Source organism: Hydrogenophaga sp. T2, assembly GCF_049843535.1.
Classification (GTDB): Bacteria; Pseudomonadota; Gammaproteobacteria; order Burkholderiales; family Burkholderiaceae_C; genus Hydrogenophaga; species Hydrogenophaga crocea.
In genome coordinates this window covers 337,368-362,462 of sequence record NZ_JBBHZJ010000006.1, presented here as the reverse complement: position 1 = coordinate 362,462, position 25,095 = coordinate 337,368, and the positions used below count along the sequence as shown (strand labels likewise).

The 25,095-nt window shown below is 72.7% G+C and carries 25 protein-coding genes; 18 read left to right on the top strand and 7 right to left on the bottom strand.

Features of this window, described 5'->3' with window-relative positions; translation table 11 throughout:
* Positions 1 to 20 precede the first annotated feature (20 nt).
* From WDZ95_RS16380 to WDZ95_RS16360, 5 genes are read left to right on the top strand one after another with little or no spacing between them, the layout of a single operon-like run.
* The gene (locus WDZ95_RS16380) at positions 21 to 821 is read left to right on the top strand and encodes a MetQ/NlpA family ABC transporter substrate-binding protein (protein WP_425779938.1); all 801 of its coding nucleotides are present in this window, start codon (positions 21 to 23) and stop codon (positions 819 to 821) included.
* Positions 822 to 859: 38 nt separating this feature from the next.
* Positions 860 to 1,162: a c-type cytochrome gene (locus WDZ95_RS16375; protein ID WP_425779936.1), complete on the top strand. Its 303-nt coding sequence runs from the start codon at positions 860 to 862 to the stop codon at positions 1,160 to 1,162.
* Between the two features lie 19 nt (positions 1,163 to 1,181).
* Positions 1,182 to 2,456 carry an FCSD flavin-binding domain-containing protein gene (locus WDZ95_RS16370; RefSeq protein WP_425779934.1) on the top strand — a complete coding sequence of 425 codons (1,275 nt, stop codon included), beginning with the start codon at positions 1,182 to 1,184 and terminating at the stop codon, positions 2,454 to 2,456.
* A 9-nt stretch (positions 2,457 to 2,465) separates the two neighbouring features.
* Positions 2,466 to 3,428, top strand: a complete 963-nt coding sequence (locus WDZ95_RS16365) for a CysB family HTH-type transcriptional regulator (RefSeq protein WP_425779932.1) — start codon at positions 2,466 to 2,468, stop codon at positions 3,426 to 3,428.
* Positions 3,425 to 4,903 carry an FAD/NAD(P)-binding protein gene (locus WDZ95_RS16360; protein WP_425779930.1) on the top strand — a complete coding sequence of 493 codons (1,479 nt, stop codon included), beginning with the start codon at positions 3,425 to 3,427 and terminating at the stop codon, positions 4,901 to 4,903. The genes WDZ95_RS16365 and WDZ95_RS16360 overlap by 4 nt, the downstream gene beginning before the upstream one ends.
* Here WDZ95_RS16360 and WDZ95_RS16355 read toward each other — a convergent pair.
* Genes WDZ95_RS16355 through WDZ95_RS16340 form a run of 4 tightly spaced genes read right to left on the bottom strand, consistent with a single transcriptional unit; the run spans position 4,854 to position 8,015 of the window.
* Positions 4,854 to 5,327, bottom strand: coding sequence for a tetratricopeptide repeat protein (locus WDZ95_RS16355; RefSeq protein WP_425779928.1), 474 nt, complete (start codon positions 5,325 to 5,327; stop codon positions 4,854 to 4,856). The two genes, WDZ95_RS16360 and WDZ95_RS16355, sit on opposite strands and share 50 nt — an antisense overlap.
* Positions 5,327 to 6,103 (bottom strand): ABC transporter ATP-binding protein, encoded by a 777-nt coding sequence (locus WDZ95_RS16350; protein WP_425779926.1) that lies wholly within the window; start codon positions 6,101 to 6,103, stop codon positions 5,327 to 5,329. The genes WDZ95_RS16355 and WDZ95_RS16350 overlap by 1 nt, the downstream gene beginning before the upstream one ends.
* Before the next feature lie 14 nt (positions 6,104 to 6,117).
* Positions 6,118 to 6,957: an ABC transporter permease gene (locus tag WDZ95_RS16345; RefSeq protein WP_166229394.1), complete on the bottom strand. Its 840-nt coding sequence runs from the start codon at positions 6,955 to 6,957 to the stop codon at positions 6,118 to 6,120.
* On the bottom strand, positions 6,954 to 8,015 hold the full coding sequence (locus WDZ95_RS16340; RefSeq protein WP_425779923.1) for an ABC transporter substrate-binding protein: 1,062 nt from the start codon (positions 8,013 to 8,015) through the stop codon (positions 6,954 to 6,956). The genes WDZ95_RS16345 and WDZ95_RS16340 overlap by 4 nt, the downstream gene beginning before the upstream one ends.
* Before the next feature lie 235 nt (positions 8,016 to 8,250).
* Between WDZ95_RS16340 and WDZ95_RS16335 the strand changes: the two genes are divergently transcribed.
* Both WDZ95_RS16335 and WDZ95_RS16330 read left to right on the top strand, forming a co-directional pair.
* Positions 8,251 to 9,054: a transporter substrate-binding domain-containing protein gene (locus WDZ95_RS16335; RefSeq protein WP_425779921.1), complete on the top strand. Its 804-nt coding sequence runs from the start codon at positions 8,251 to 8,253 to the stop codon at positions 9,052 to 9,054.
* Between the two features lie 13 nt (positions 9,055 to 9,067).
* Positions 9,068 to 10,132, top strand: coding sequence for a cytochrome-c peroxidase (locus WDZ95_RS16330; protein ID WP_425779919.1), 1,065 nt, complete (start codon positions 9,068 to 9,070; stop codon positions 10,130 to 10,132).
* Here WDZ95_RS16330 and WDZ95_RS16325 read toward each other — a convergent pair whose 3' ends face one another.
* Positions 10,133 to 11,296 (bottom strand): putative sulfate/molybdate transporter, encoded by a 1,164-nt coding sequence (locus tag WDZ95_RS16325; protein WP_425779917.1) that lies wholly within the window; start codon positions 11,294 to 11,296, stop codon positions 10,133 to 10,135.
* A 92-nt stretch (positions 11,297 to 11,388) separates the two neighbouring features.
* On the opposite strand from WDZ95_RS16325, the gene WDZ95_RS16320 reads away from it, so the two are divergent.
* The 10 genes from WDZ95_RS16320 to WDZ95_RS16275 all read left to right on the top strand — a co-directional run bounded on the left by WDZ95_RS16320 (position 11,389) and on the right by WDZ95_RS16275 (position 22,556).
* Positions 11,389 to 13,794 carry a hypothetical protein gene (locus tag WDZ95_RS16320; protein WP_425779915.1) on the top strand — a complete coding sequence of 802 codons (2,406 nt, stop codon included), beginning with the start codon at positions 11,389 to 11,391 and terminating at the stop codon, positions 13,792 to 13,794.
* A gap of 165 nt (positions 13,795 to 13,959) precedes the next feature.
* On the top strand, positions 13,960 to 14,532 hold the full coding sequence (locus WDZ95_RS16315) for an RBBP9/YdeN family alpha/beta hydrolase (protein WP_425779913.1): 573 nt from the start codon (positions 13,960 to 13,962) through the stop codon (positions 14,530 to 14,532).
* An 81-nt stretch (positions 14,533 to 14,613) separates the two neighbouring features.
* Complete coding sequence (locus WDZ95_RS16310) at positions 14,614 to 15,606, top strand: sulfate ABC transporter substrate-binding protein (RefSeq protein WP_166229380.1); 993 nt, start codon at positions 14,614 to 14,616, stop codon at positions 15,604 to 15,606.
* A gap of 3 nt (positions 15,607 to 15,609) precedes the next feature.
* Entirely contained in the window at positions 15,610 to 16,485 is an 876-nt protein-coding gene (gene cysT / locus WDZ95_RS16305) for a sulfate ABC transporter permease subunit CysT (protein ID WP_166229378.1), read from the top strand.
* Complete coding sequence (cysW, locus tag WDZ95_RS16300; RefSeq protein ID WP_425779910.1) at positions 16,482 to 17,372, top strand: sulfate ABC transporter permease subunit CysW; 891 nt, start codon at positions 16,482 to 16,484, stop codon at positions 17,370 to 17,372. The genes cysT and cysW overlap by 4 nt, the downstream gene beginning before the upstream one ends.
* On the top strand, positions 17,369 to 18,373 hold the full coding sequence (locus WDZ95_RS16295; protein ID WP_425779908.1) for a sulfate/molybdate ABC transporter ATP-binding protein: 1,005 nt from the start codon (positions 17,369 to 17,371) through the stop codon (positions 18,371 to 18,373). Before cysW ends, WDZ95_RS16295 begins: the two co-directional genes overlap by 4 nt.
* A 102-nt stretch (positions 18,374 to 18,475) precedes the next feature.
* Entirely contained in the window at positions 18,476 to 19,111 is a 636-nt protein-coding gene (locus tag WDZ95_RS16290) for an exopolysaccharide biosynthesis protein (RefSeq protein ID WP_425779907.1), read from the top strand.
* Positions 19,112 to 19,173: 62 nt separating this feature from the next.
* On the top strand, positions 19,174 to 20,628 hold the full coding sequence (locus WDZ95_RS16285) for a UbiA family prenyltransferase (protein WP_425779906.1): 1,455 nt from the start codon (positions 19,174 to 19,176) through the stop codon (positions 20,626 to 20,628).
* A gap of 3 nt (positions 20,629 to 20,631) precedes the next feature.
* On the top strand, positions 20,632 to 21,003 hold the full coding sequence (locus WDZ95_RS16280; RefSeq protein WP_166229368.1) for an SMR family transporter: 372 nt from the start codon (positions 20,632 to 20,634) through the stop codon (positions 21,001 to 21,003).
* Complete coding sequence (locus WDZ95_RS16275; RefSeq protein WP_425779905.1) at positions 21,000 to 22,556, top strand: ArnT family glycosyltransferase; 1,557 nt, start codon at positions 21,000 to 21,002, stop codon at positions 22,554 to 22,556. Before WDZ95_RS16280 ends, WDZ95_RS16275 begins: the two co-directional genes overlap by 4 nt.
* Positions 22,557 to 22,560: 4 nt before the next feature.
* Here the strand turns inward: WDZ95_RS16275 and WDZ95_RS16270 are convergent, their stop codons facing one another.
* On the bottom strand, positions 22,561 to 23,292 hold the full coding sequence (locus WDZ95_RS16270; protein ID WP_166229360.1) for an ABC transporter substrate-binding protein: 732 nt from the start codon (positions 23,290 to 23,292) through the stop codon (positions 22,561 to 22,563).
* 45 nt (positions 23,293 to 23,337) lie between these two features.
* Between WDZ95_RS16270 and WDZ95_RS16265 the strand changes: the two genes are divergently transcribed.
* Positions 23,338 to 23,964, top strand: a complete 627-nt coding sequence (locus WDZ95_RS16265; RefSeq protein ID WP_425779904.1) for a hypothetical protein — start codon at positions 23,338 to 23,340, stop codon at positions 23,962 to 23,964.
* A 13-nt stretch (positions 23,965 to 23,977) separates the two neighbouring features.
* Here the strand turns inward: WDZ95_RS16265 and alr are convergent, their stop codons facing one another.
* On the bottom strand, positions 23,978 to 25,087 hold the full coding sequence (gene alr, locus WDZ95_RS16260; protein WP_425779902.1) for an alanine racemase: 1,110 nt from the start codon (positions 25,085 to 25,087) through the stop codon (positions 23,978 to 23,980).
* Positions 25,088 to 25,095 lie beyond the last annotated feature (8 nt).

Below are 25,095 nucleotides of genomic sequence, written 5' to 3'. Positions count from 1 at the left end.
CTCCATTCCAAGGACCTTCCATGCTCAACAAACGGCAACTGCTCAAGACCACCCTGACCGCGGCCATCGCCGCCGCCCTCACCACCGGCGCGCTCGCGCAGGACAAGCCGCTCAAGGTCGGCGTCACCGCCGGCCCGCACGCGCAGATCTTCGAGCAGGTGAAGAAGATCGCCGAGAAAGACGGCCTGAAGATCCAGATCGTCGAGTTCAGCGACTACGTGCAGCCCAACGCCGCGCTCGCCGCGGGCGACCTCGACGCCAACAGCTACCAGCACAAGCCCTACCTGGACAACCAGATCAAGGACCGCGGCTACAAGTTCGTGCCCGTGGGCTACACGGTGAACTTCCCCATCGGCATCTACAGCAAGAAGGTCAAGAGCCTGAAAGACCTGCCCGAAGGCGCGCGCGTGGGCATCCCCAACGACCCCACCAACGGCGGCCGCGTGCTGCTGGTGCTGCAGGACCAGGGCCTGATCAAGCTCAAGCCCGAGGTCGGCCTGCGCGCCACGCCGCTCGACGTGGTGAACAACCCCAAGAAGCTGCGCTTCGTGGAGCTCGACGCCGCGCAACTGCCGCGCTCGCTCGACGACCTCGACGCCTCGGCCATCAACACCAACTACGCGCTCTCCGCCGGCCTGAACCCGGGCAAGGACGCGATCGCGCAGGAAAGCGCCAAGAGCCCCTACGTGAACCTGATCGCGGTGCGCGAGGCCGACAAGGACAAGCCCTGGGTCGCCAAGCTCGTGAAGGCCTACCAGTCGCCCGAGATCCGGCAGTTCATCCAGACCGAGTTCAAGGGCTCGGTGCTGGCCGGCTTCTGAACGCCCGCCCCCGAGCGCCCCGACGAAGGAGGCCCCCGATGAACCGAACCCTGGCCCTGGCCGCGCTCGCCCTGTGCGGCGCGGCCCACGCCCAGCCCGCCACCCCCGACCTGCAGGCGCGCGCCTGGGCCGCGTCCTGCGCGGCCTGCCACGGCACCGACGGCCGCAGCAACAGCGCCATCCCCGCCATCAACGGCCAGGACAAGCAGGTGCTGCTCACCAAGCTGCTGGCCTACAAGCGCGACCAGCTGCCCGCCACCGTGATGCACCAGCACGCCAAGGGCTACAGCGACGCGCAGCTCGAACGCCTGGCCGCGCACTTCGCGCGCCTGCCCCGATGAGCCCGCCGAGGACCCCCCCATGAACCCCACCCTCAACCGCAGAACCCTGCTCGCCCTCGGCGGCGCCAGCGCCGCCCTGGCCCTGCCCGGCTGCGCCGCCCTCTCGCCACCCCAGGCCCGCGTGGTCGTGATCGGCGGCGGCTTCGGCGGCGCCACCGCGGCCAAGTACATCCGCCTGTGGGCGCCCGAGATCGAGGTGGTGCTGGTCGAGCGCGAAGCCGCCTTTGTCTCGTGCCCGCTGAGCAACCTGGTGCTGGCCGGCCACGAGCAGATCGGCAACCTGACCACCGGCTACGACACGCTGCAGAAAAAGCACGGCGTGCGCGTGGTGCGCGACGAGGCGGTGGCCATCGACGCCGCGCGCCAGGAGGTGCGGCTCGCGCGCGGCGACACGCTGCGCTACGACCGCCTCATCGTCTCGCCGGGCGTTGATTTCCGCTACGACCAGGTGCCCGGCCTGCAGAGCGCCGAGGCGCAGGCGCGCGTGCTGCACGCCTGGAAGGCCGGCCCGCAAACCGTGGCGCTGCGCCGCCAGCTCGAGGCCCTGCCCGATGGCGGCGTGTACGCGCTGCACATCCCCAAGGCGCCCTACCGCTGCCCGCCCGGGCCCTACGAGCGCGCCTCGCTGGTGGCGGGCTACTTCCAGCGGCACAAGCCGCGCGCCAAGGTGCTGGTGCTCGACGCCAACCCCGACATCACCTCGAAAAAGGCGCTGTTCCTCAAGGCCTGGACCGAACGCTACCCGGGCCTGATCGAGTACCGCCCCAACAGCGAGCTGGTGCGCGTGGACGCGGCCACGAACACGATCGAGCTGCAGTTCGACACCGTGCGCGCGGGCGTGCTCAACGTGGTGCCGCCGCAGCAGGCCGGCCGCATCGCGCAGACCGCGGGCCTGATCACGGCCAACAACGCCTGGTGCGGCGTGAACTTCCAGACCTTCGAGTCCACCGTGGCGCCGCGCATCCACGTGCTGGGCGACGCCACGCTGTCGGCGCCGGGCATGCCCAAGTCGGGCTTCATGGCCAACAACCACGCCAAGGTCGCGGCCGACGCGGTGGTGGCGCTGATCCAGGGCCGCCCGGTGAACCCCGAGCCCGTGATCGCCAACACCTGCTACAGCTTCGTGAGCCCGGACGACGTGGTGCACGTGGCCTCGGTGCACCAGTGGAACGCCGAGCAGAAGACGCTGACGCCGGTGACCGGCGCGGGCGGCCTCTCGGCGCAGGCGAACGCGCTCGAAGGCCGCTACGCGCGCTCGTGGGCGCAGAACATCTGGGCCGACGCCCTGCTCTGAGCCGCCCCCATGAACTTCCAGCAACTGCGCTCGGTGCGCGAGGCGGTGCGCTGCGGCTTCAACCTCACCGAGGTGGCCGCCATGCTCTACACCTCGCAGCCCGGCGTGAGCCGGCAGATCCGCGAACTCGAGGACGAGCTCGGCATCACCATCTTCGCGCGCGCGGGCAAGCGGCTCACCGGCCTCACCGAGCCCGGCCGCGTGCTCGTGCCCATCGTGGAGCGGCTGTTGCAGGAGGCCGAGAACCTGCGCGTGGCGGGGCGCGAGTTCGTGGACCGCGCCGAGGGCACGCTCTCGATCGCGGCCACGCACTCGCAGGCGCGCTACGCGCTGCCGCACGCGGTGCGCGACTTCCGTCAGCACTACCCGCAGGTCACGCTCAACCTGCACCAGGGCTCGCCCAAGCAGGTGGCCGAGATGCTGCTCGGCGGCGAGGCCGACATCGGCATCGCCACCGAGGCGCTCGCGGGCTACCCGCAACTCGTGACCCTGCCCTGCTACCGCTGGACGCACAGCATCGTGGTGCCGCACGACCACCCCTTGCTGCACGGCGGACCGCCGAGCCTGGAGCGGCTGGCCGCGTTCCCCATCATCACTTACGACCGCGGCTACACCGGCCGCTCGCACATCGACGACGCGTTCGCGCGCGCGGGCCTGCGGCCCGACGTGGTCATCACCGCCATGGACGCCGACGTGATCAAGACCTATGTGGAGCTGGGCATGGGGGTGGGCATCGTGGCCTCGATCGCGGTCGATCCCGAGCGCGACCGCCCCTTGCAGGCGATCGATGCGCGCCACTTGTTCGAGATCAACGTGACCCGGCTCGCGGTGCGCCGCGGCAGCCTGCTGCGCGGCTACGCATTCGCCTTCATCGAAAACTTCGCGCCCAGCCTCACCCGCGCGGTGATCGAGGACGCGCTGGCGCTGGCCATCGGCGCCGAGGCGACGACCGAAGCGGTGACCAGCGCATGAAGCGCATCGCGATCGTGGGCGGCGGCTTCACCGGCGTGAGCGCGGCGGTGCAGCTCGTGCGGCGCAGCCCGGCGCCGCTGGCCATCACGCTGATCGAGGCGCGCGAGCGGATCGGGCCGGGCCTGGCCTATGCCACGCACGACCCCGACCACCGCCTCAACGGACCGACCTGGGTGCACTCGGTGGACCCGCTCGACGGCGGCCACTTCACGCGCTGGTGCGAGGCCCACGGCGTGTTCGACCACGACCCGCGCGCGCGGCAGCCCAGCGGGGCGGCCTTCGTGCGGCGCGCCGTGTTCGGCGCCTACCTCGAAGACCAGGTGGGCGTGCACACGCAGGCCACACCCTCGGGCAGCACGCTGCACACGGTGCAGGCGCGCGCGATCGGCGCGCTGCAGCGCGGCGCCGAGACCGTGGTGCTCACCGACCAGGGCCAGAACATCGCCGCCGACCTGCTGCTGCTGGCCACCGGCAATGCGCTGCCGCGCCTGCCCGCGCCGCTCGAACCGGCGCTGGCCGCGCACCCGGGCGTGATCGAGAACCCGCTCGACACCGAGCGCCTGCGCCACATCCCGCGCAGCGCGCGCGTGCTCGTGATCGGCAGCGGGCTCACCGCGCTCGACGTGGTCTGCACCCTGGAGCGCCAGGGGCACGCGGGCGGCGCGGTGCTGCTGTCGCGCCGCGGCCTGCGGCCGCGCCCGCAGCCGCCCTTCAGCGGCCCGCTGCCGGTGCCCGAGGGCCGCGACAACCTCGACCGTGTGCTCGGCCCCGCGCCCGACTGGCTGCTGCAGGCCGAGCCCAGCGCGCGCGCCTGGCTCCGCGCGCTGCGCGCCCGGGTGCGCGCGGCCGGTGGCCACTGGTACCCCGACTTCGACGCGCTGCGCGACACCGTGTGGCAGCTCTGGCCGCGCCTGCCGCTGGCGCAGCAGCAGCGCTTCCTGCGCCGGCTGCGGCCCTGGTACGACATGCACCGCTTCCGCTCGCCGCCGCCCACCGAGGCCATCGTGAACGCGGCCATCGCCGCGGGCCGGGTGCAGCCGCTGGCCGCGCGCTTGCGCGGTCTGCGCGCCGAAGGCCAGGCGCTGGTGGCGCAGCTGCAGGCCGCGGGCGCCGACGCGCCGCACCAGACGCGCTTCGACGCGGTGGTGAACTGCACCGGCCTGGACGTGGCCTCGCGCACCGCGGGCAACCCGCTGCTGCGTTCGCTCGTGGCCCAGGGCTGGCTGCGCCCCGACGCCGTGGGCGTGGGCTATGCGGTGGACGCGCAATGCCGCCCGATCGGCCGCGACGGCGCGGCGCGCGAGCACCTGCGCCTGGTCGGCCCGCCCACGCTGGGCACCTTCGGCGACCCGGGCGGCGCGATGTACATCGCGGCGCAGATCCACCGCATGGTGCCGGGGCTGCTGGCCGCGCTGGGGGGCTCGGTCAGCGCGCCGCCGGCGCGGACGGCACCGCGGCGTCCAGCGCCTGCCTGAGCAGCCGGTACTCGCGGCACCCGGTGCCGCACAGCAGCTCCAGGTAGCGCAGGTTGCGCTGCGCGGCCGCGACATCGCCGAGGGCGAGGAACAGCTCGCCCTGGTACTCGAGCGCGCCGCGGTGCTCGGGGTCGTACAGCAGGGCCTCTCGGTACCAGTGCGCGGCCTCGTCTAAGCGGCGCATCTGGCGCGCGGTGTAGCCCAGCAGGTTGTAGAGCTCGGCGTGGTGCACGGTGCGCGCAAGCGCAGTGAGCCGCGGCCAGGCGCGCGCGTACTCGCCCGCGTAAACCTGGGCGCGCAGCGGCGCGAGGTCGGGCAGGTCCGACGAAGGCGGCGGCCCGGCCGCGTGCGCACACGACAGGGCCGCGGCGAGCAGGGCCGCGAACGCCGCGGCCCGCGCGGTGCGCCGGGTCGGGCAGCGCATCAGGCCGCCGCGGGCGCGGGCTGCTCGTGCATGGCCTCGAGCACCTCGCGCTTGAGCGCCGCGAAGGCCGGGCTCACGCGGTCGCGCGGGCGCGGCAGGTCCACGCGCAATTGCTTCACGATGCGACCGGGGTTGGCGTTCATCACGATCACCTCGTCGCTCAGGAACAGCGCCTCGTCCACGTCGTGCGTCACGAGGATCATGGTCACGCCCTCGGCGCGCCAGATGCGCTGCAGCTCCTCCTGCAGCCGCACGCGCGTGAGCGCGTCGAGCGCGCCCAGCGGCTCGTCGAGCAGCAGGATCTCGGGCTGGCCCACCAGGCCGCGCGCGATCGCGCCGCGCTGCGCCATGCCGCCCGAGAGCTGGTGCGGCCAGGCCTTCTCGAAGCCCTGCAGGCCCACGAGGTCGATGTGCTGCTGCACCGCCTGGCGCTGCTGGTCGGGCGTGAGGCCCGCGTTGATCAGCGCGAGGCCCACGTTCTGTTCGAGCGTGAGCCAAGGCAGCAGGCGGTGGTCCTGGAACACGATGCCGCGCGACAGGCTGGTGCCCACGATGCGCTCGCCGTGCAGCCGGATCTCGCCCTGGTGATCGGGGTCGAGGCCCGCGATCAGCCGCAGCAGCGTGGACTTGCCGCAGCCGCTCGGGCCCACGATGGACACGAAGGCGCCGGGTTCGACGTCGAAGCCCGCGTTCACGAGCACGTCGAGCGGCGGCCTGCCGGGGGTGGTGTAGCGCTTGGAAACGCCCTTGACTTCGAGGCGACCGGGTTCTGCCATGGCCATCTCCTTCTTCAGCCTTCGAAGCCCTGTTTCCAGCGCAGCACGCGGCGCTGCAGCAGGAACATGCCGCGGTCGATCGCGAAGCCCACCAGGCCGATCACCACCATGCAGACCAGCAACTGGTCGGTCAGCAGCAGGCCCTGTGCGCGAAAGATCAGGAAGCCCAGGCCTTCGAGCCCGCTCAGGCCCTCGGCCACCACCACCAGCGCCCAGGCCAGGCCCGCCGCGTAGCGCAGCGACACCAGGATGGTGGGCATGGCCGAGGGCAGGACGATCTTGCGCACCAGCTGCCAGCGCGTGAGCGTGAGCACCTGCGCGAGCTCGATGTGCGCCTTGTCCACGTTGCGGATGCCCTGCAGCGTGTTGAGGAACACCGGGAAGAACACCGACTTGGCGATCACCAGGATCTTGGCCGGCGCGCCCAGGCCCAGCCAGAGCACGATCAGCGGAAACCAGGCGATGCCCGGGATGTGACGGATGGTGTCGAAGGTGGGCGAGAGGAATTGCTCGAAGCGCCGCGACAGGCCGGCGCCGATGCCCAGCAGCAGTGCGGCACCCGCGCCGTACGCGAAACCCTGCGACACGATGGCCAGGCTGACGCCGAAGTCGAGCAGCAGCTTCTGCTCGGCCAGCATCTTGAAGAAGGCCTGCACCACCTTCGCCGGTTCGGGCAGGAACACCGGGTCGATCCACTGCCGGCTGGCCGCGAGCTGCCACAGCAGCAGCACGCCCAGCGGCAGCACGAAGCCGATCAGGCGGCCCGGGTGGAACCAGCGCCGCAGCCGGGGCAGCAGCGGCACGGGCCGGGCGAGCGCGGGATCGCCCAGGTCGAAAGCGAGGCTGTTGCTCATTGGTAGATCGAGTGCGTGCCGCCGACGAAGAAGCGGCCGTCGACGAAGGCGTCGATCTGCTGCGGGGTCAGGCGGCGCTCGCCGAGGATGTCGTCGCCCTGCTTCACGTAGTAGTCGATGAAGGTCTTGATGGAGTGGCGGGCGCGCTCGGCATTGGGCTCGCCCGACATGAACTCCCACTGGCCCAGGTGCGTGATCTGGAACTTGGCCACCTCGATCGGCAGGCGCAGCTCGCGCGCCACGATCTTCGCGGCCTCGTCCACGTGGTCCAGCGTCCAGGCCATGGCGCGCTCGCGCGAGGCCAGGAAGGCCTTCACCGCCTCGGGGTACTTGTTCACGAACTCGCGCTTGGCGAAGTAGGTGACGCGGCCCGCGTGGTTCACGTACACGCCGTCGTCGGGCACGTGGCCCACCACCTTGAACTTGCCCGAGAGCCAGGCGCCGGTGGCGTTGCCTGCGGCCAGGTGGGTGGTGGTGGCGTCGGTCGCGCCCGAAAGCACGGCCGACAGCGCCACCGAGGCGTTGTCGATCGACTCGTAGCGCACGCGGCCCTTGGTCTGGCGTGTGTCCAGCGGCAGGCCCACGGCGTTGAGCGCCTCGGTGGGCGCCGACCAGTAGCAGCTGATGCGGCTGCTGCCGAACTTCTTGCCGTCGAGGTCGGCCAGCGTGTTCACCGATTTGTTCGAGGCCGCGGCCAGCACCGGCGCGCGGTAGCGGTTGGACGGCTCCGACACCCAGACGATCACGCCGTCCAGGCCGTTGGCGCGGTGCACCGTGGCCGGGTAGATCATGCGCTGCGCGATCGAGATCGCGCCCTTGCTCACGGCCGCGGTTTCCGCGCCGATGAGCTCGGCGCCACCCGAGGCGATCAGGTTGACCTCCCGGGTGCCGACCTTGCCGAACTCTTCCTTGAAGATGCCTTTCTCGCGCGCCACCACGGTCCAGGGCGTGAGCTGCAGGTTGATCGAGGGCAGCACCTCGGCGCTGGCCGTGCCCAGGGGGGCGATGAGGCCGAGCACGAGCGCGGCGGCGGCGCGGCGGAAAAGCGGATGGGTCATGGGTCTCTCCAGAAACAGGGGTGTGGTCAGACGCGGGCGTGGCGCGCCCCACACGCGCCACGCCGCCTCCTCCTCCCGGCCCACACGGGCCCGGGGCTGGTGGCCATTCTTCGCGGCCGGGTCCGCCGCGCCAACGAAGCAAATCGCCCATGCTGCTGCACGAATCAGCGCTGCGATTGCATATGCGCAAAACGCGCTTGGGCCCGCACGCGCCGCGCCCCACACTCGCCGCGCCATGACGAGCCCCATCCCCTTCCCGCGCCGCGCGCTGCCCTGGCTGTCGGCGGCCGCGGCCCTCGCCGCACTGGCCGTGGCCGCGCGCGCGCCCGATCCCGCGCCACCGCCGGCCACGCTGCGCGTGGGCGTGGCCCCCGGCGCGCTGCCGGTGAGCACCGGCGAGCGCGACTACACCAGCGGCGGCTTCGAGGCGGTCTACGCGAAGGAACTCGCGCAGCGCCTGGGCGCCGCGCTCACGCTGGTGCCGCTGCCGCCCGAGGCGCAGGCCGCCGCGCTGCAGCGCGGCGAGGTCGACCTGGTGCTCGAGCGCGGCGACGCGGACGCGGCCACGGGCATCGCCACCGGCTACCGCTCGGGCCTGGGCGTGTCCATGCGCGCCGACACACCGGTGCGCCGCTGGGAGGACCTGCGCGAGCGTGTGGTCTGCACCTCGGCCGACAACCGCGCTGCGCAAGCCCGGGCCGAGCGCCTGGGCGCCCGGCTGCGCGTGTTCGCCGCGCCTGCCCAGGCACTGGTGCAGGTGCGCACGGGCGGCTGCGACGCGGCCCTGCTCGATCACGCACAGCTTGCGCCGCTGCTGTCGCAGAAGGAATGGGCCAAGTTCGCGGCCGGCCTGCCCGCCACCGCGCCAGACGCGCTCTGGCTGCGCTTGTCACCCGCGCGCGCAGCGCTCGACGTGCCGGTGCGCGCCGCCGTCGCCGCACTCGACGACCCGCCGCAGTGGGCGCGGCGGCGCCAGACCTGGGCCTCGAACGTGGCCTTCGAGGTCTATTTCGACCAGACCGGGCCGGACTGCCACTGAGGCGCGCACCGCCGTGTTCAAGCCCCTGGCCTGCGCGCTCGCGCTGCTGTGCGGCGCTTCGGCGGCACCGGCCGACGAGGGCTTGCGCCGCGCCTACGCGGGCCCGCCCGCCACCTGGCCCGCGCCCACGATCGACCCCGGCGTGGCCTTCGTGGAGCTCGGCGCGCTGCCCGCACCGCCTGCGCCCACCGGCCGGGAGGCCACGCTCGCGCGCCTGGGCGAGCGCCTGTTCCACGACCCGCGCCTGTCGGCCACGGGCCGCGTGGCCTGCGCCAGCTGCCACCGCCCCGACCAGGGCTGGACCGTGCGCACAGCACGCGCCGCGGGCGTGCACGGCCGCCGGGGCCTGCGCAACCCGCCGGGCCTGCTCGACGTCGCGGCCCGCGCGTCCTGGGGCTGGGACGGTGCGAGCGACTCGCTCGCGGCGCAGTCGCTGCGCGCGCTCACCGATGCGCGCGAGATGGGCCAGCCCTCGCTCGCGGCCGCGTGGCGCGCCGTGGCACAGGCGCCCGGTGATGCGCGACGCTGGCGCGCGCTGGGCGCCGACGCGGCGAACGGCCCGGTGCTGCTGGGCGAAGCGCTCGCGGCCTACCAGCGCGGCCTGCACCGCCGCAGCGCCTTCGACCGCTTCGCGCAGGGCGATGCGCTCGCGCTCGGCGACGCCGCGCTGCGCGGCCTGCACCTGTTCCGCACCCGCGCGCGCTGCGCCAACTGCCACTTCGGCCCCACGCTCAGCGACGGCCGCTTCCACGCCCTGGGCATCGCCTTCATCGGCGAGCCCTCGCAGGACACGGGCCGCCACAGCGTGACCGGCGCCTGCGACGACGTGGGGCGCTTTCGCACGCCGGGTCTGCGCCACGTGGCGCTCACCGCGCCCTACATGCACCACGGCCTGTTCGGCTCGCTGCGCGGCGTGCTGCACCTGTACGCGCGCGGCGGTGGCGAACCGCGCGGGCGGCCCGAAGCGCAGCGCGACCCGCTGCACGCCTGCGCGCAAACGCTCTCGCCGCTGCTGCGGCCGGTGGCGCTCGACGCCGCCGACACCGAGGCCCTGCTGGCCTTCCTGCGCGCGCTGTGATCAGCCGCGCCCGCCGCTTCGCCGCCACAGCGCATGCAGCAACAGGCCCACGCCGAAGCCCGCGGCCACGTTCCACAGGCACAGCCCCGCGCACGCCAGCACCACCGCGCGCTCGCCGCGCGCCGCGGGCAGCACGCTGCTGCCCAGCGCGAGCTGCAGGCCGGTGGCGAACAGGATCAGCCCGAGCACCCCGGGCGGGAACAGCGCGAACAGGGTCTGCACCGCGTGGCTGAAGCCCAGCGCGAGCACCAGCAGCACGCTGCCCAGGATCACCACCGAGCCGCCGGTGCGCGCGCCGAAGGCCACGTGCGCGGCCATGCCGCCCGCGCCGTGGCACATGGGCACGCCGCCCACCGCGCCACCCAACAGGTTCATGAGGCCGGTGGACACGGCCACGCGGCCCTCGCTCACCGGCCGCTGCGGAAACAGCCGGTTGTTCTCGGCGGTCACCGCGATCACCGCGTTGCCCAGCGTGAGCGGCAGCTGCGGCAGCGCGAGCAGCACCACGCCCACGAAGAGCTCCTGGGCGCCGACGCCGCCGAGCGCAAAGGCCGGCAGCCGCGGCGACGGCGACAAGGTGGCGAGCTGCTGCAGCAGCTCGGGCCGCTGCCACGCGCCCACGCCCACGCCGAACAGCAGCAGCACGAACATCGCGGGCACGCGGCGCTGGCCACGCAGCGCCAGCAGCAGCCCCGCGCCCACCGCGGCCACGCCCCACTGCCCCGGCGTGCCCAGCGCCATGCGCACACCCTGCAGCATGAAACCCATGCCCAGCCCCAGCACGATGCCGATCACCACCGCGGGTGGCACCCAGCGCGCCAGCCGGGCCATCAGCCCGCTCAGCCCCAGCAGCAGCCACAGCAGCCCGGTGGCGAAGGCCGCGGCGTGCACCGCGGCGGGCGTGACCACCGCGCTCTGCACCGCCTGGATCGAGGCCACCGCGCCGATGGCCTTCATGGGCTGCACCGGAAAGGGCGTGCGGTAGACCAGGCCGCACGCCACCATGGACAGGCCGAACGCGAACAGCACGCCGAAGGGGTCGAGCCCGAGCACGCCGATGTAGGCGGCCACGAACGGGATCAGCGTGCCGAGGTCACCGAAGGCGCCGGCCCATTCGAGGCGGTCGTAGCGGTTGCGCGGTGCGGACGGGCGTGGCGTGGGCATGCGGGCGCCATTCTGGTCGATGACGAGACACGGCGCGCGGCCACTCATGCGCAGCGCCGGGCCCTGCCGCCCCCACCCAGGAGACGTCCACCATGATGAAGTCACCGCCGTCGGGCCCGGCCCGCGCCGCCCGGCCGCGTGCCGCGTCGGCCCTGGTCGAACTCGACCCACCGCCCGCACGCGCCGCCGATCGCCTGGTCACCGACCAGGCCCTGGTCATCAGCACCACGGCCGTCTCGCAGGGGCTGCTGCGGCAACTCGGGGTGATGTCGGCGGCCTGCGCGAGCTGGGGCGGCAGCGTGGTGGCCACGCGCCTCGGCGCGGCCACGGGCGAGGCCTGGGTGGCGGGGGTCTTCGGCGTCACGAGCGCGCTGTTCTCGCTCTACGACAGCTGGCTCACGCAGCGCAGCCACCACGACGCCGAGCAGCAGCACCGCCGCTTCTGCGCCCTGCTGGGCCGCCAGCACCTGCTGCTGCACCGGTTGCAGCAGCGCGTGGACGGCGGCGACCCCGAACCCGCGCTCGCCGCGGCGCTCGCGGTGGGGCGCTTCAACCACCAGGTGCTGCTGCGCCTGCTCGCGGGCCTCGAAGAGGCCCTGCTGCCCGAACGCGAGCGCGAAGCGGCCGCGCGGCTGCGCGGCCTGCGGCTGGACCACCTGGGGCTCGCCGAGCGCGCGCTGTGCCTGCGCGCGGCCTGGCTCGAGCGGCCCGGTGAGGCCCCCCGCGAGCGCGCCGCGCGCGACGCCGCGGCCGAGCGCGACGCCCTGGCCGAACAGATCGCCGCGCTCGAGGCCACCCAGCGGGTGCCGCTGCCGCAGCGCCTGCGCGGCCTGAAACACGGGCCCTTCGAGCACCTCAGCGACGAGCAGCTCGTGCTGCTGCGCGACGGCCGCCTGCAGCCCGCCAAGACCCCGGCCGAGCTCGCGGGCATCGCCTGCAGCCTCGCGGCCAAGGCGGTGCAGGCCACGGCCGCAGCGCCGCTGGCGGGCGATCTCGCGAGCGCGGCCGGCGGCATCACCGGCGTGCTCGCGCCCCTGAGCGCGCTCAGCGCCTGGCTCGACCTGCAGGGCGGCGCGCGCCTGAACCGCCGCGCGCGCCGCCTCGCGCTCGCCGAACACGATGCGGTGGCCCGGCTCGTGGCGCTGCGCCAGTGGCACCGGGCCGATCCCGACCCGCTGCGGCGCGCCATGCTGCGCCAGACGCTGGACAACCTGGCGCACGCACGCGCGCGGCGCTGGCGCACCCAGCGCCGGCTGGGCGCGGTGGGCCGCCTGCGCCGCCTCAAGGGCCTGGTGGGCGCGCTCAACCTGCCGCTGGTGGTGGTGGGCAGCGCGCTCGCCCTGGCCGGCGTGGCCTCGCTGGCCACGCTGCCCGGGGCGCTGATCGGGGGCGTGATGGCGGCCGGCTTCATGTTCTCGCTCGGCGCGTTCGCGTGGCACCTGCACCGCGAGGAGCGGCGCGCGCGCGCACAGCAGCGCGCGGCGCTGCGCTTCGTGCAGGCGCACGGGCCCCGGGCCATCGAACGCCTCTACCTGGGCGAGTTCGACGCCGACCCCGCGCTCGATGGCGCGGCGCGCGAAGCCCTGTGCCACAACCCCTACCTGAGCCTCGAATGGCACCTGCACCAGCTGCACGCCGCGGCCCTGGCGCCGAAAGGCACGGCGCCCTGCGCGAGCGAGCACCTGCTGCGCGGGCTCGAGCTGCCGCCCGACACGCTCGAGGCCTTGCGCGACGCCGCGCAGGTGCTGCCCGCCGACGGCCACCGCCGCCTGCTGCGCGCGGTGCTGGCCGACCGCTTCGGGCTGCGGCTGTTCGACGAGGCCCCGACCGAAGGCGCCGACCCCGCGCCCCGCTGGCCGCACCCGCCCGTGGTGCCGCTGGACGCGCCGCCCGCCGCACCCCGCGCGGTCTCGGCGGCCTCGCCGCTGATGGCCGCGCTCAAGGCGCTGGACGCGAACGACCGCCGCCACTCGGCCTGGGGCGCACTGCGCCACGCCGGCAGGCACCGCCTGGCCACGCCGGGCCGCGTGCTGCGGCGCTTGCGCGCGCTCGAGGCACGCGGCGGCGCGCGCGCGCAGGAAGCGCACGACACGCTGCTGCGTGCGCTGCTGCTGCAATGGATCGCCCAGTTGCCGGCCGGCGAAGCCGCGCCCGCCGGCGACAGCGTGGAGCGGCTCTCGCGCCGGCTCAGCGCGCTGGCCCAGGCCTGCGACGGCGCGGCCGACGAACTGCTGGCCTCGCCGCAGCTGCGCGCGAGCGGGCGCGCGATCGCGCGCCGCCAGCGCCAGCTCGCGCAACTGGCGCGCACGCTGGAGCCGGTGGTGCGGCGCGAGCGCGGCGCGGCCGACCCCTGGTGGGAGCCGCTGCTGCCGTCGGCCCCCGACGACGAACCCGGCACCAGCGTCGAGCCGCCCTCGTTCGACGACGCCGCCGAATCGGCCAGCGGCGCACCGTTCCCCTGCGAACCCCCGCTGCCCGCATATGCCCTGAAAGCGTGAGCCCCCACGCTCCGCCGCTGCGCGGGTCGCTGCCCCCCGAGGGGGCTGATCCGGCTTGGGGCGGCCCGGCGCCGGATCACATAAGCAAATAAGAACACGGTCGTTGGTGAACGCAGGCCCGGCCAACAGAATGGCCGGCCCATCACCTCAAGAGCATTCCCGAACATGAACGCCCCCACCGTGGTCATCGTGCCGGGCTGGCGCAATTCCGGCCCGGCGCACTGGCAGAGCCTGTGGGCCGCGCGCCTGCCCCGTGTGCTGCGCGTGGAGCAGGACGACTGGGTCTCGCCGCTGCGCGCGCCCTGGGTGGCGCGGCTGGGCGAAACCATCCTGCGTGCGCAGGGCCCTGTGGTGGTGGTGGCGCACAGCCTGGGCTGCATCGCCACCGCGCACCTGCCGCCCGAGCTGGCGCAGCGCATCAGCGGCGCGCTGCTGGTGGCCCCGGCCGACCCCGAGCGCCGCGGCGCGCTGGCCGACTTCGCGCCCGTGCCCTACCAGCGCCTGCCCTACCGCCACATCCTCGTGGCCAGCGACAACGACCCCTTCTGCCCGGTGCGCCTGGCGGGAGCCTATGCGCGCGCCTGGGGCAGCGAGTTCGTGCGCCTGCCCGGCGCCGGCCACATCAACGTCGATTCGGGCTTCGGCGAATGGTCGCTGGGCCTGGCGTTGCTGCAGTCGCTGGGGGCCGAGGTGGCGCAGCCCGCGGCGCCCGCCGCGCTACATGCCTCAGCGGCATAAGGACACAAAAACAAGTTCGTTGGGTTTTGGGGCCTGCGCTTCCAGAATCCGCGTCCTTCCCGGAAACACCGCGCAACGACCATGAACACCGCTCTTCGCTCCACCGTGGCCGCCCTCGGCCTGGCCCTCAGCACCCTGGCCTCGGCCCAGACCACGCTGCTCAACGTGTCCTACGACGTCGCGCGCGAGTTCTACAAGGACATCAACACCGCCTTCGTCGAGGCCCAGAAGAAGGCCGGCAAGACCGTGGTGGTGAACCAGTCGCACGCCGGTTCGAGCGCGCAGGCGCGCGCCGTGGCCGACGGCCTGGACGCCGACGTGGTGACCTTCAACACCACCACCGACATCGACTTCCTCGCCGACAAGGGCGTGGTGGCCAAGGACTGGCGCCAGAAGTTTCCCAACGGCGCCGCGCCCACCACCTCGACCATGCTGTTCCTGGTGCGCAACGGCAACCCCAAGAACATCAAGGACTGGGACGACCTCATCAAGCCCGGCGTGCAGGTGGTGGTGGTGAACCCCAAGACCGGCGGCAACGGCCGCATGGCCTACCTCGCGGCCTGGGGCCAGGTGCGCGCCAAGGGCGGCAGCGACGAGCAGGCCGCCGAGTTCGTGAAGAAGCTCTACGCCAACGTGCCGGTGCTCGCGCGCGGCGGCCGTGACGCCACCGGCGTCTTCCTGCAACGCAACATCGGCGACGTGCTGATCACCTTCGAGTCCGAGGTGGTGTCGGTGGACAAGGAATTCGGCGCCGGCAAGGTCGACGCGGTGCACCCGAGCGCGAGCATCGTGGCCGAGAACCCGGTGGCCATCGTGGAGCGCACCGTGGCCAAGAAGGGCACGGCCGCCGAGGCCAAGGCCTACCTCGACTTCCTCTATTCCGAGGCCGGCCAGGAGATCGCGGCCAAGCACAACATCCGCCCGCGTTCGGAGGCCCTGCTCAAGAAATACGCCAGCGCCTTCAAGCCGATCAAGCTGTTCACCGTGGACCAGTACTTCGGCTCGCTCGGTGAAGCGCAGAAGGTGCACTTCAACGACGGCGGCAAGTTCGACCAGCTCTACACGGTGCGCTGAGCCATGACCGCCGCCACGCTGCCCCTGCCGGCAGCGCCCGGCGCGCGGCGCGCCACGCGCCGCGTGCTGCCGGGCTTCAAGCTGACGCTGGGCTACACGCTGTTCTACCTCGGGCTGATCGTGCTGATCCCGCTGTCGGCGCTGCTGTTCAAGACCTTCTCGATGAGCTGGGCGCAGTTCGTCGACGCCGTGGCCTCGCCGCGCGTGCTCGCCTCGTACCGCCTGACCTTCGGCGCCTCGCTGATCGCGGCGCTGGTCAACGTGGTGTTCGGCCTGCTCGTGGCCTGGGTGCTGGTGCGCTACCGCTTCCCGGGCAAGAAGATCGTCGATGCGCTGGTGGACCTGCCGTTCGCGCTGCCCACCGCGGTGGCCGGCATCTCGCTCACGGCCCTGCTGGCCGACAACGGCTGGGTGGGTCAGGTGTTCGCGCCGCTGGGCATCCAGCTCGCGTTCAACCCCAACGGCGTGGTGATCGCGCTGATCTTCATCGGCCTGCCCTTCGTGGTGCGCACGGTGCAGCCGGTGCTCGAAGACACCGAGAAAGAGCTCGAAGAAGCCGCCACCTGCCTGGGCGCCACGCGCTGGCAGACCTTCTCGCGCGTGATCTTCCCGGGCATCGCGCCCGCGCTGCTCACAGGCTTCGCCATGGCCTTCGCGCGCGCCGTGGGCGAGTACGGCTCGGTGATCTTCATCGCCGGCAACATGCCCATGGTTTCGGAAATCACGCCGCTGATCATCATCGCCAAGCTCGAGCAGTACGACTATGCGGGCGCCACGGCCGTGGCCTCGGTGATGCTGGGCATCTCCTTCATCCTGCTCCTGGTCATCAACGGCCTGCAGGCCTGGCAGCGCAAGCGCTCCGGGGGGGCGATGGCATGAGCGCGGTACGCAACGAGGCGCCCTGGGTGCGCCGCACGCTGATCGGCCTCGCGCTGGTGTTCATGGCGCTGTTCCTGGTGCTGCCGCTGGCCGCCGTGTTCACCGAGGCGCTGCGCAAGGGCTGGGAGGCCTACTGGGAAGCGCTCAAGGAGCCCGATGCCTGGGCCGCGATCCGCCTCACGCTGCTCACGGCCGCGGTCGCGGTGCCGCTGAACCTGGTGTTCGGCGTGGCCGCGGCCTGGGCCGTGGCCAAGTTCGAGTTCCGCGGCAAGGCCTTCCTCACCACGCTGATCGACCTGCCGTTCTCGGTGTCGCCCGTGGTGGCCGGCCTGATCTACGTGCTGGTGTTCGGCGCGCAGGGCTGGCTGGGCCCCTGGCTGGCCGCGCACGACATCAAGATCGTGTTTGCCGTGCCCGGCATCATCCTGGCCACGGTGTTCGTGACCTTTCCCTTCATCGCGCGCGAGCTGATCCCGCTGATGCAGGCCCAGGGCAACGACGAGGAGCAGGCCGCGCAGGTGCTGGGCGCCAGCGGCTGGCAGACCTTCTGGCATGTCACGCTGCCCAACATCAAGTGGGGCCTGATCTACGGCGTGATCCTGTGCAACGCGCGCGCCATGGGCGAGTTCGGCGCGGTCTCGGTGGTCTCGGGCCACATCCGCGGCCAGACCAACACCATGCCGCTGCACGTCGAGGTGCTCTACAACGAATACCAGTCGGTGGCGGCCTTTGCGGTGGCCTCGCTGCTGGCGCTGCTGGCCCTGGTCACGCTGGTGATCAAGACCGTGGCCGAGTGGCGCATGGAGCGCGAGCTCAAGGCCCTGGCCGAGCTGCCGCCCGAACGCCCGCGCACCGACGCGCCCGCCATCGCCGGAGTCCACCCATGAGCATCAACGTCCAGAACATCGCCAAGCACTTCGGCAACTTCCACGCGCTCGACAACATCTCGCTCGATATCGAGAGCGGGGAGCTGCTGGCCCTGCTCGGCCCCTCGGGCTGCGGCAAGACCACGCTGCTGCGCATCATCGCGGGCCTGGAAACGGCCGACGCAGGCCAGATCGTGATCAGCGGCGAAGACAGCACGCACGTGCACGTGCGCGAGCGCAACGTGGGCTTCGTGTTCCAGCACTACGCGCTGTTTCGTCACATGACGGTGGCCGACAACGTGGCCTTCGGCCTGCGCGTGAAGCCGCGCGGCGAGCGCCCGAGCGAGAAGCAGATCCGCGCCAAGGTGCAGGAGCTGCTGAAGCTGGTGCAGCTCGACTGGCTGGCCGACCGCTACCCCGCGCAGCTCTCGGGCGGCCAGCGCCAGCGCATCGCCCTGGCGCGCGCGCTGGCGGTCGAGCCCAAGGTGCTGCTGCTCGACGAGCCCTTCGGCGCGCTCGACGCCCAGGTGCGCAAGGAGCTGCGCCGCTGGCTGCGCCGCCTGCACGACGAGCTGCACGTGACCAGCATCTTCGTGACGCACGACCAGGAAGAGGCGCTCGAGGTGGCCGACCGCGTGGTGCTGATGAACCGCGGCCGCATCGAGCAGGTGGGCAGCCCGCGCGAGGTCTGGGAACACCCGGCCACGCCCTTCGTGGCGCGCTTTCTCGGCGGCGTGCCGCTGGTGGGCGACGGCACGCGCCCGCTGCGCCCGCACGAGCTCGAGGTGCGCCGCCTGCAGCCCGGCGAGGCCGGCAACGGCGGCGTGGTGGCCACGCTGCGCCGCGCCCTGGTGCTCGACCCGGTGGTGCGGCTTGAACTCGAACCGGCCTCGGGTGGGCACGACCTGATCGAGGCCCGCCTGGGCACGGCCCAGTTCCAGGCCCTGGCCCTGCGCGAGGGCGAACAGGTGCTGGTCACGCCGCGCCGCGCGAGCAGCGCGGCCGACGCCGCGCTGGCCTGATCGCGCCGCGGCCCGCGCCGGCGTGGCGCGGGCGCGACAGGCGCGCGCGGGAACCTCGCGCGTCTTGAAAGGGTCATGGGAGCACACCAGCATCGCCGCCCCATGAAGTCACCACTCGCCCGCCACCTGCGCCGCGCCGCCATCCGGCACGAACGGCGTGCGCGCACGCCCGGCGCCGCCGACGGCCCGCTGCGCCTGTCGCTGGCCGAGCTCCTGAGCCTGCACGGCGAGGGCTCGCTGCCGGTGCTGGTGATGCTGCTGTCCATGTTCACCCTGATCCCGGTGGGCGGTGCGGGCTGGTTCGTGAGCTTTTTCATCGGCGCGCTGGGCTGGTACTGGGCCCGCGGCCGCGAGCACGTGGCCCTGCCGGCCTCGCTGGGCCGGCTCTCGCTCAACGAGCGCTGGTCGCTGCGCAGCCTGCACGGCCTGGCCTGGCTCTACCAGCGCGCCAACCGCTGGCTGCGCCCGCGCTGGCAGGCCTGGCGCCACGAAGGCACGCGCGGCTGGTGGGGCGCGTGGATCGCGGTCATGGCCTTCATCATTTTTTTGCCGCTGCCCTTCGGCAACGTGCTGCCCAGCCTGAGCCTGGTGCTGCTGGGCCTGGGCTGGATGTTCCGCGACGGCCTGGCCCTGCTGGCGGCCAGCGCGGCGGGCGTGGGCGCCGTGGCTTACACGGTGGCGTTTGGCCAGGTCGCGATCGATCTCACACAACGGGGGTGGAACTGGCTGTTCGGGTAGGCGGCCGTGTCAAGGGGGCCCCCTAGAATCGCCCGACCCCCTTTGATACCCCCCCCCGCCGCATGCAAACGCCCTCGCCCGACGACTGTCCGCTGTACGTGGACCTGGACGGTTCGCTCACGCCCAGCGACACCCTGCACGAGTCGGTGATGCTGTTTCTGCGCCAGCACCCGGGCAACCTGCTGCGCATGATCGGCTGGTTGCCGCGCGGCAAGGCCGGCTTCAAGCGCGCGCTGGCCGACGCCGTGGTGCCCGAGCCCGAGGGCCTGCCCTGGCGCGAAGACTTCGTCGCCTTCCTGCGCGCCGAGCACGCGCGCGGCCGCACCCTGGTGCTGGCGAGCGCGGCCGACCGCCGCATCGTGCAGCGCGTGGCCGACCACTTCGGCTTCTTCAGCGACGTGCTGGGCACGTCCGACGGCCAGCACAACCTGAGCCGCGCGAACAAGCGCGAGGCCATCGCGGCGCACGCGCGCGCGCTCGGCCACGAGCGCTGGGCCTACGCGGGCAACAGCGCCGACGACCTGCCGGTGTGGGAAGGCAGCGCACAGGCGATCGCGGTGAACACCCCCGCGGGCGTGCTGCGCACGCTGCGCGCGCGCCAGCCGGTGGCCCACACCTTCGAGCACCGCTCGCCCTCGCTCAAGACGCTGCTGCGCGCGATCCGGCTCAAGCAGTGGTCCAAGAACGGGCTGATCTTCCTGCCGCTGCTGGCCGCGCACTCGCTCGACCCGGTGCTGTGGGGGCAGGTGATCGTGGCCTTCGTGGCCTTCGGCCTGTGCGCCTCGGCCACCTACCTGGTCAACGACCTGCTCGACCTGCCCAACGACCGCGTGCACCGCATCAAGCGGCTGCGCCCGCTGGCCGCGGGCACGGTGCGCATCGCCACCGCGGTGCCGCTGGGCCTGGGCATGATCGCCGTGGCCTTCGCGCTCGCGGTCTGGGTGGGCTGGCCGTTCACCGCCATGCTCGCGCTCTACACCACGCTCACGCTGGGCTATTCGATGCGCTGGAAGCGCATTGCGCTGTTCGACGTGCTGCTGCTGGCCACGCTCTACACGCTGCGCATCGGCGCCGGCGCGCTGGCCACGCGGGTGGACCTGTCGAACTGGCTGCTCGCGATCTCGATCTTCCTGTTCCTGAGCCTGGCGCTGGTCAAGCGCTGCGCCGAGCTCGAAGAGGCGGTCGATTCCGACAAGGCCCCCGCACCGGGCCGCGGCTACCAGCCGCGCGACCTGCCCTCGCTGCGCGCCATGGGCATGTCCAGCGGCTTCATGGCGGTGATGGTGCTCGCGCTCTACATCGATTCGCCCAACAGCCGCGCGCTCTACCGCCAGCCCGACCTGCTGTGGGCCGCGGCGCCGGTGCTGCTGCTGTGGATCATGCGCGTGTGGCTCAAGACCGGGCGGCGCGAGCTGCACGGCGAAGACCCGCTGGCCTTCGCGCTCAAGGACCCGTTCAGCTGGGCCACGCTGGCCGTGATGATCGGCATCGGCCTGCTGGCCACCGTGGGACTCTGACGCATGAAAACCATCGCCCTGTCGCTCGCCGTCTTCTGCGTGCTGCTCTCCTCGGCCGCGCAACTGGCCATGAAACGCGGCCTGGCTCCGGGCTCGGGCGCCGGCGCCGACGTGGCCGGCACCTATGTGCAGGCCTTCACCAGCCCCATGGTGTGGCTGGGCCTGGTGCTCTACGGCGCCAGCGCCGTGCTCTGGCTGTGGGTGCTGTCGCGGCTCGATGTGTCGCTGGCCTATCCGCTGGTGAGCCTGGGCTTCGTGGTCACCATGCTGCTGGGCGTGCTCTGGCTGGGCGAGCCCTTCTCGTGGGTGCGCGTGGCCGGCTGCACGCTGATCGTGCTGGGCGTGAGCCTGCTCGCCTTGGACACACGCGCGTGAGCCGGGACACCCTGACCCTCGCGGCCGCGCGCCGTGTCTTCTGGTGGGTGTTCGCGGCGACGCTCGCGCTCAAGCTGCTGCTCGCGGGCGTGTTCCCGTTCACCGGCGACGAGGCCTTCTTCTACCAATGGGGCGTGCGCCCGGCCTGGCACTACTCGGACCACCCGCCGCTGGTGGGCTGGCTGCTCGCGCTGCTGCACGCGGTGAGCGACGCGCCCATCGTGCTGCGCAGCGTGACGCTGCTGGTGACGAGCGCGATCGCGCTGCTGGTGGTCGACCTGCTGCGCCGCCTGCTGCCCGAGGACCGCGAGGCCCAGGCCTGGCTGGCGGGCGCGGTCTACCTCGCCATGCCCTGGAGCTGGATGTTCGTGCTCGTGACCACGGACACGCTGCTGATCCTGTTCATGGCGCTGTCGTTCTGGGCCTATGTGCGCGCCGACGGCGCCGACACCGCCGACGCGGGCGGCCGCGCGACCGCGTGGTACCTGCTGTGCGGCGCGCTGCTCGGCGCGGCCTTCTTCAGCAAGTACTTCGCCGCGCTGCTGGGCTTTGCCTACGCGGCCCACGCCTGGGGCTGGCGGCGCGAGCGCTGGTGGGCGCCCCTGCTGGTGTTCGCCACCGCGCTGCCTGCGATCGCGGCCAACCTGTACCTGAACGCCACGCACGGCTGGAGCCACGTGATGTTCAACGTGTTCAACCGCAACGAGGCCTCGGCCTGGTCGCTCACCACCTGGCTCACCTACGTGGCCATGGCGCTCTACCTGGTGACGCCCTGGTGGCTCTGGCGCGCCGCGCGCTCGCGCGCGCCCGAGGGCGTGAGCCGCACCGCGCGCACCACGCTCGCGGTGCTGTGGCTGTTCCCGTTCGCGGTGTTCGCGCTGCTGGCCATGCGCCGCACGATCGGCCTGCACTGGGTGCTGGGCTTCGTGCCGGTGTTCGTGGTGTGGGCCGGCCTGCGCACCGACGTGCGCCCGCTGCGCCGCCTGCTGACCTACACCACGCTGCTGTCGCTGCCGCACCTCGTGGCGGTGCTGCTGATCGCGCTCGCGCCGCTGTCGTGGTTCGCGCACACCAAGTGGGCCGACCGCGCGGTGTTCCTGCGCGAGAACGCGGCTGTGGTCGCGGGCCTGCGCCAGGGCCTGCCGGCCGGCGCCACGCTCATGGCACAGGCCTACAACCCTGCGGCCATGCTCGCGTTCCGCGCGGGCGTGTACATCCCGGTGTTCGGCCCGGGCCGCCACCACGCGCGCCAGGACGACCAGATTGTCGACTTCCGTACCTACGACGGCCGGCCCATCCGCGTGTTCCATTACGACGAGCCCGATCTCGCGCGCTACGCGCCCTACTTCGAGCGCGTGCGCAAGCAGTCCTACGAGGTCGACGGCGTGACCTTCTGGTACGTCGACGGCGAAGGCTTCCGCTACCAGCCCTACCGCGATGAGGTGCTCGCGGCCGTGGCGCGCGACTTCCACGACATCCCGCGCTGGCTGCCGGTGCTGGGCAACCCCTTCTGCGAACGCTACGGTTTCGCGGCCTGCTCGCCGGGGCGCTGAGGCCTCAGGCCGCGGGCGCCACCGCCGCGCCTTCGATGCCGTGGCGCTGCAGCGCCGCCGCCACGAACCCCCCGGCCTTCATGGCCTCGACGTAATCGCTCAGGTAGCGCGCGGCGGCCTCGCCTCGGCCGCGCGGGCAGCCCATGGCCTGGCGGATCACCATGAAGTGGCCGGGCAGCAGGCGCAGGCCACCCAGGCGCTGCGCGTCGGCCTCGAGCTGCTGCTTCACGCCCGCGGCCACGTCGGCGCCGTGTTCGACGAAGTGGCTCACCACCGCGGGCGAGCTGGGCGCGCGCTCGATGCTGGCCTGCTTGAGCTCGCGGCTCAGGAACAGGTCGTAGGCGCTGCCCTGGCCCACCACCACGCGCCGGCCGGGGCGGTCGACCTCGTCGTTGGCCTGCAGCGGCGAATCATTGCGCACCGCATAACAACCCTCGATCAGCACGTAGGGCGGCGTGAAGTGGATGCCCTCGCCGCGCTTGGGATCGATGGCGAAGAAGCCGACGTCGGCCCGCTCCTGCGTCACCGCGTCGACCGACTGGCCCGCGGTGTCGAACACCACGAGCTCGAGCGGCACGCCCAGGCGCTCGGCCAGGCCGCGCGCCAGATCGACCGACACGCCGCGCGCGCCGGCCTGGGCGTCGGGTGCGGCGAGGATGGGGTTGCCGGTGTTGATGGAGGCGCGCAGGCGGCCGGTGGGTGCGAAGGCGCGGACGATCTCGGGTGTGGCGTTCATCGTGATCAGGGAAAGAAGGGACAGCGCGGATTGTCGGCTTGGGGCATGCTCGCGCCCGCCACCAACGAGGACGAGGAGCACATGATGAGGGGTTTTGCGGGGATGGGCCTGGCGCTGCTGCTGGGCCTGCTGACGGGATGCGCCACGATCGAGCCGGCCGTGCAGACCACGGCCAAGCCCGAGACCGGCATGGCCTACGTGGCCGGCCAGTTCTCGCGCAGCAACAGCGGCGGCTTCGCCTTCGTGCTGCAGAACCTCGACTCGAACGCCGAGTACTCGATGTCGCTCGGCGAAGACGGCACCTGGCCCAAGGACGTGAAGGACCAGGTGCTGGCCGTGAAGCTGCCGCCCGGCCGCTACGCGGTGAAGCAGTGGTTCACCTACGGCACGCTCACCAAGGAGCGCTCGCGCAGCCATGCGGTGAGCAACACCGAGCTGTCGCGGCCGTTCCAGGTCGGCAGCGGATCGGTGCTGTTCCTGGGTGGCTTCAGCGCCGACACGGTGACGCGGGGCAACCAGATCTTCTGGACCATCAAGCCCCGACTGCTCAAGGAAGACGAGGCCCAGACCGCGTTCCAGACGGCCTACCCGGCGCTGGCCGCGCTGCCCTTCGAATGCCACATGTGCATCTCGCCGCTGCTGCCGCCCTGGATGGTGCCGAAAGACCGCTGAGGCAGCGGCGCGCTCAGTCGACCTCGAAGCGCACGCGCGGCGCGACCGCGCACAGCAGCTCGTAGGCGATGGTGCCGGCCGCGTGGGCAACCTCGTCGACCGGCAGCCGTGCGCCATTGGCGGCGCGGCCCCACAGCACCACCTCGCTGCCGATGCCGGCCTCGGGCTGGGCCGTGAGGTCGACCGTGATCATGTCCATGCTCACGCGGCCCACGGTGGTGCTGCGCTGGCCGTTCACCAGCACCGGCGTGCCCCCGGGCGCGTGGCGCGGGTAGCCGTCGGCGTAGCCGCAGGCGATCACGCCGATGCGCATGGGTGCGGTGGCCGTGAAGGTGGAGCCGTAGCCCACGGTGTCGCCGGGCTGCAGCTGCTGCACGCCAATGACCCGCGTGCGCAGCGTCATGGTGGGCTCCAGGCCCCAGTGGGCGGCGCTGTGCTCGGGATAGTCGGGCGCGCTGCCGTAGAGCGCGATGCCTTCGCGCACCCAGTCGGCCGCCACGCAGCTGGCGCCGCGCAGCGGGCCGCGCGCGTGGCGCAGGATGGCCGCGCTGTTGGCCAGCGTGCGCTCGCCGGGCAGGTCGTCGGTGGCCTGCTCGAACAGCGCCACCTGGTGCGCGATGCCGCGCGCGCCGTCGGCGTCGCTGAAGTGCGTCATGTGGCCGATCTCGTCGACCTGCGGCAGCGCGTTGAGCCGCGCCCAGGCCGCGCGGTAGGCCGCGGGCGTGAAGCCCAGGCGGTTCATGCCGCTGTTGAGCTTGAGGAAGACCTTGTGCGGCTGCTGCGTCTTGTGCGCGGCCAGCCAGTCGATCTGTTCGCTGCAGTGCACCGCGTGCCACAGGTTCAGGCGCGAGCAGAGTTCGAGGTCGCGCGGCTCGAACACGCCCTCGAGCAGCAGGATGGGGCCGCGCCAGTCGAGCGCGCGCACGCGCTGCGCTTCGTCGAGGTCGATCAGCGCGAAGCCGTCGGCGCCACGCAGACCCTCGAACGCACGCTCGATGCCGTGGCCGTAGGCGTTGGCCTTGACCACGGCCCAGACGCGGGCGTCGGGCGCGCGTTCGCGCGCGACCTGCAGGTTGTGGCGCAGGGCGCCGGTGTGCACGGTGGCCAGGATGGGGCGGGGCATGGCGTGAG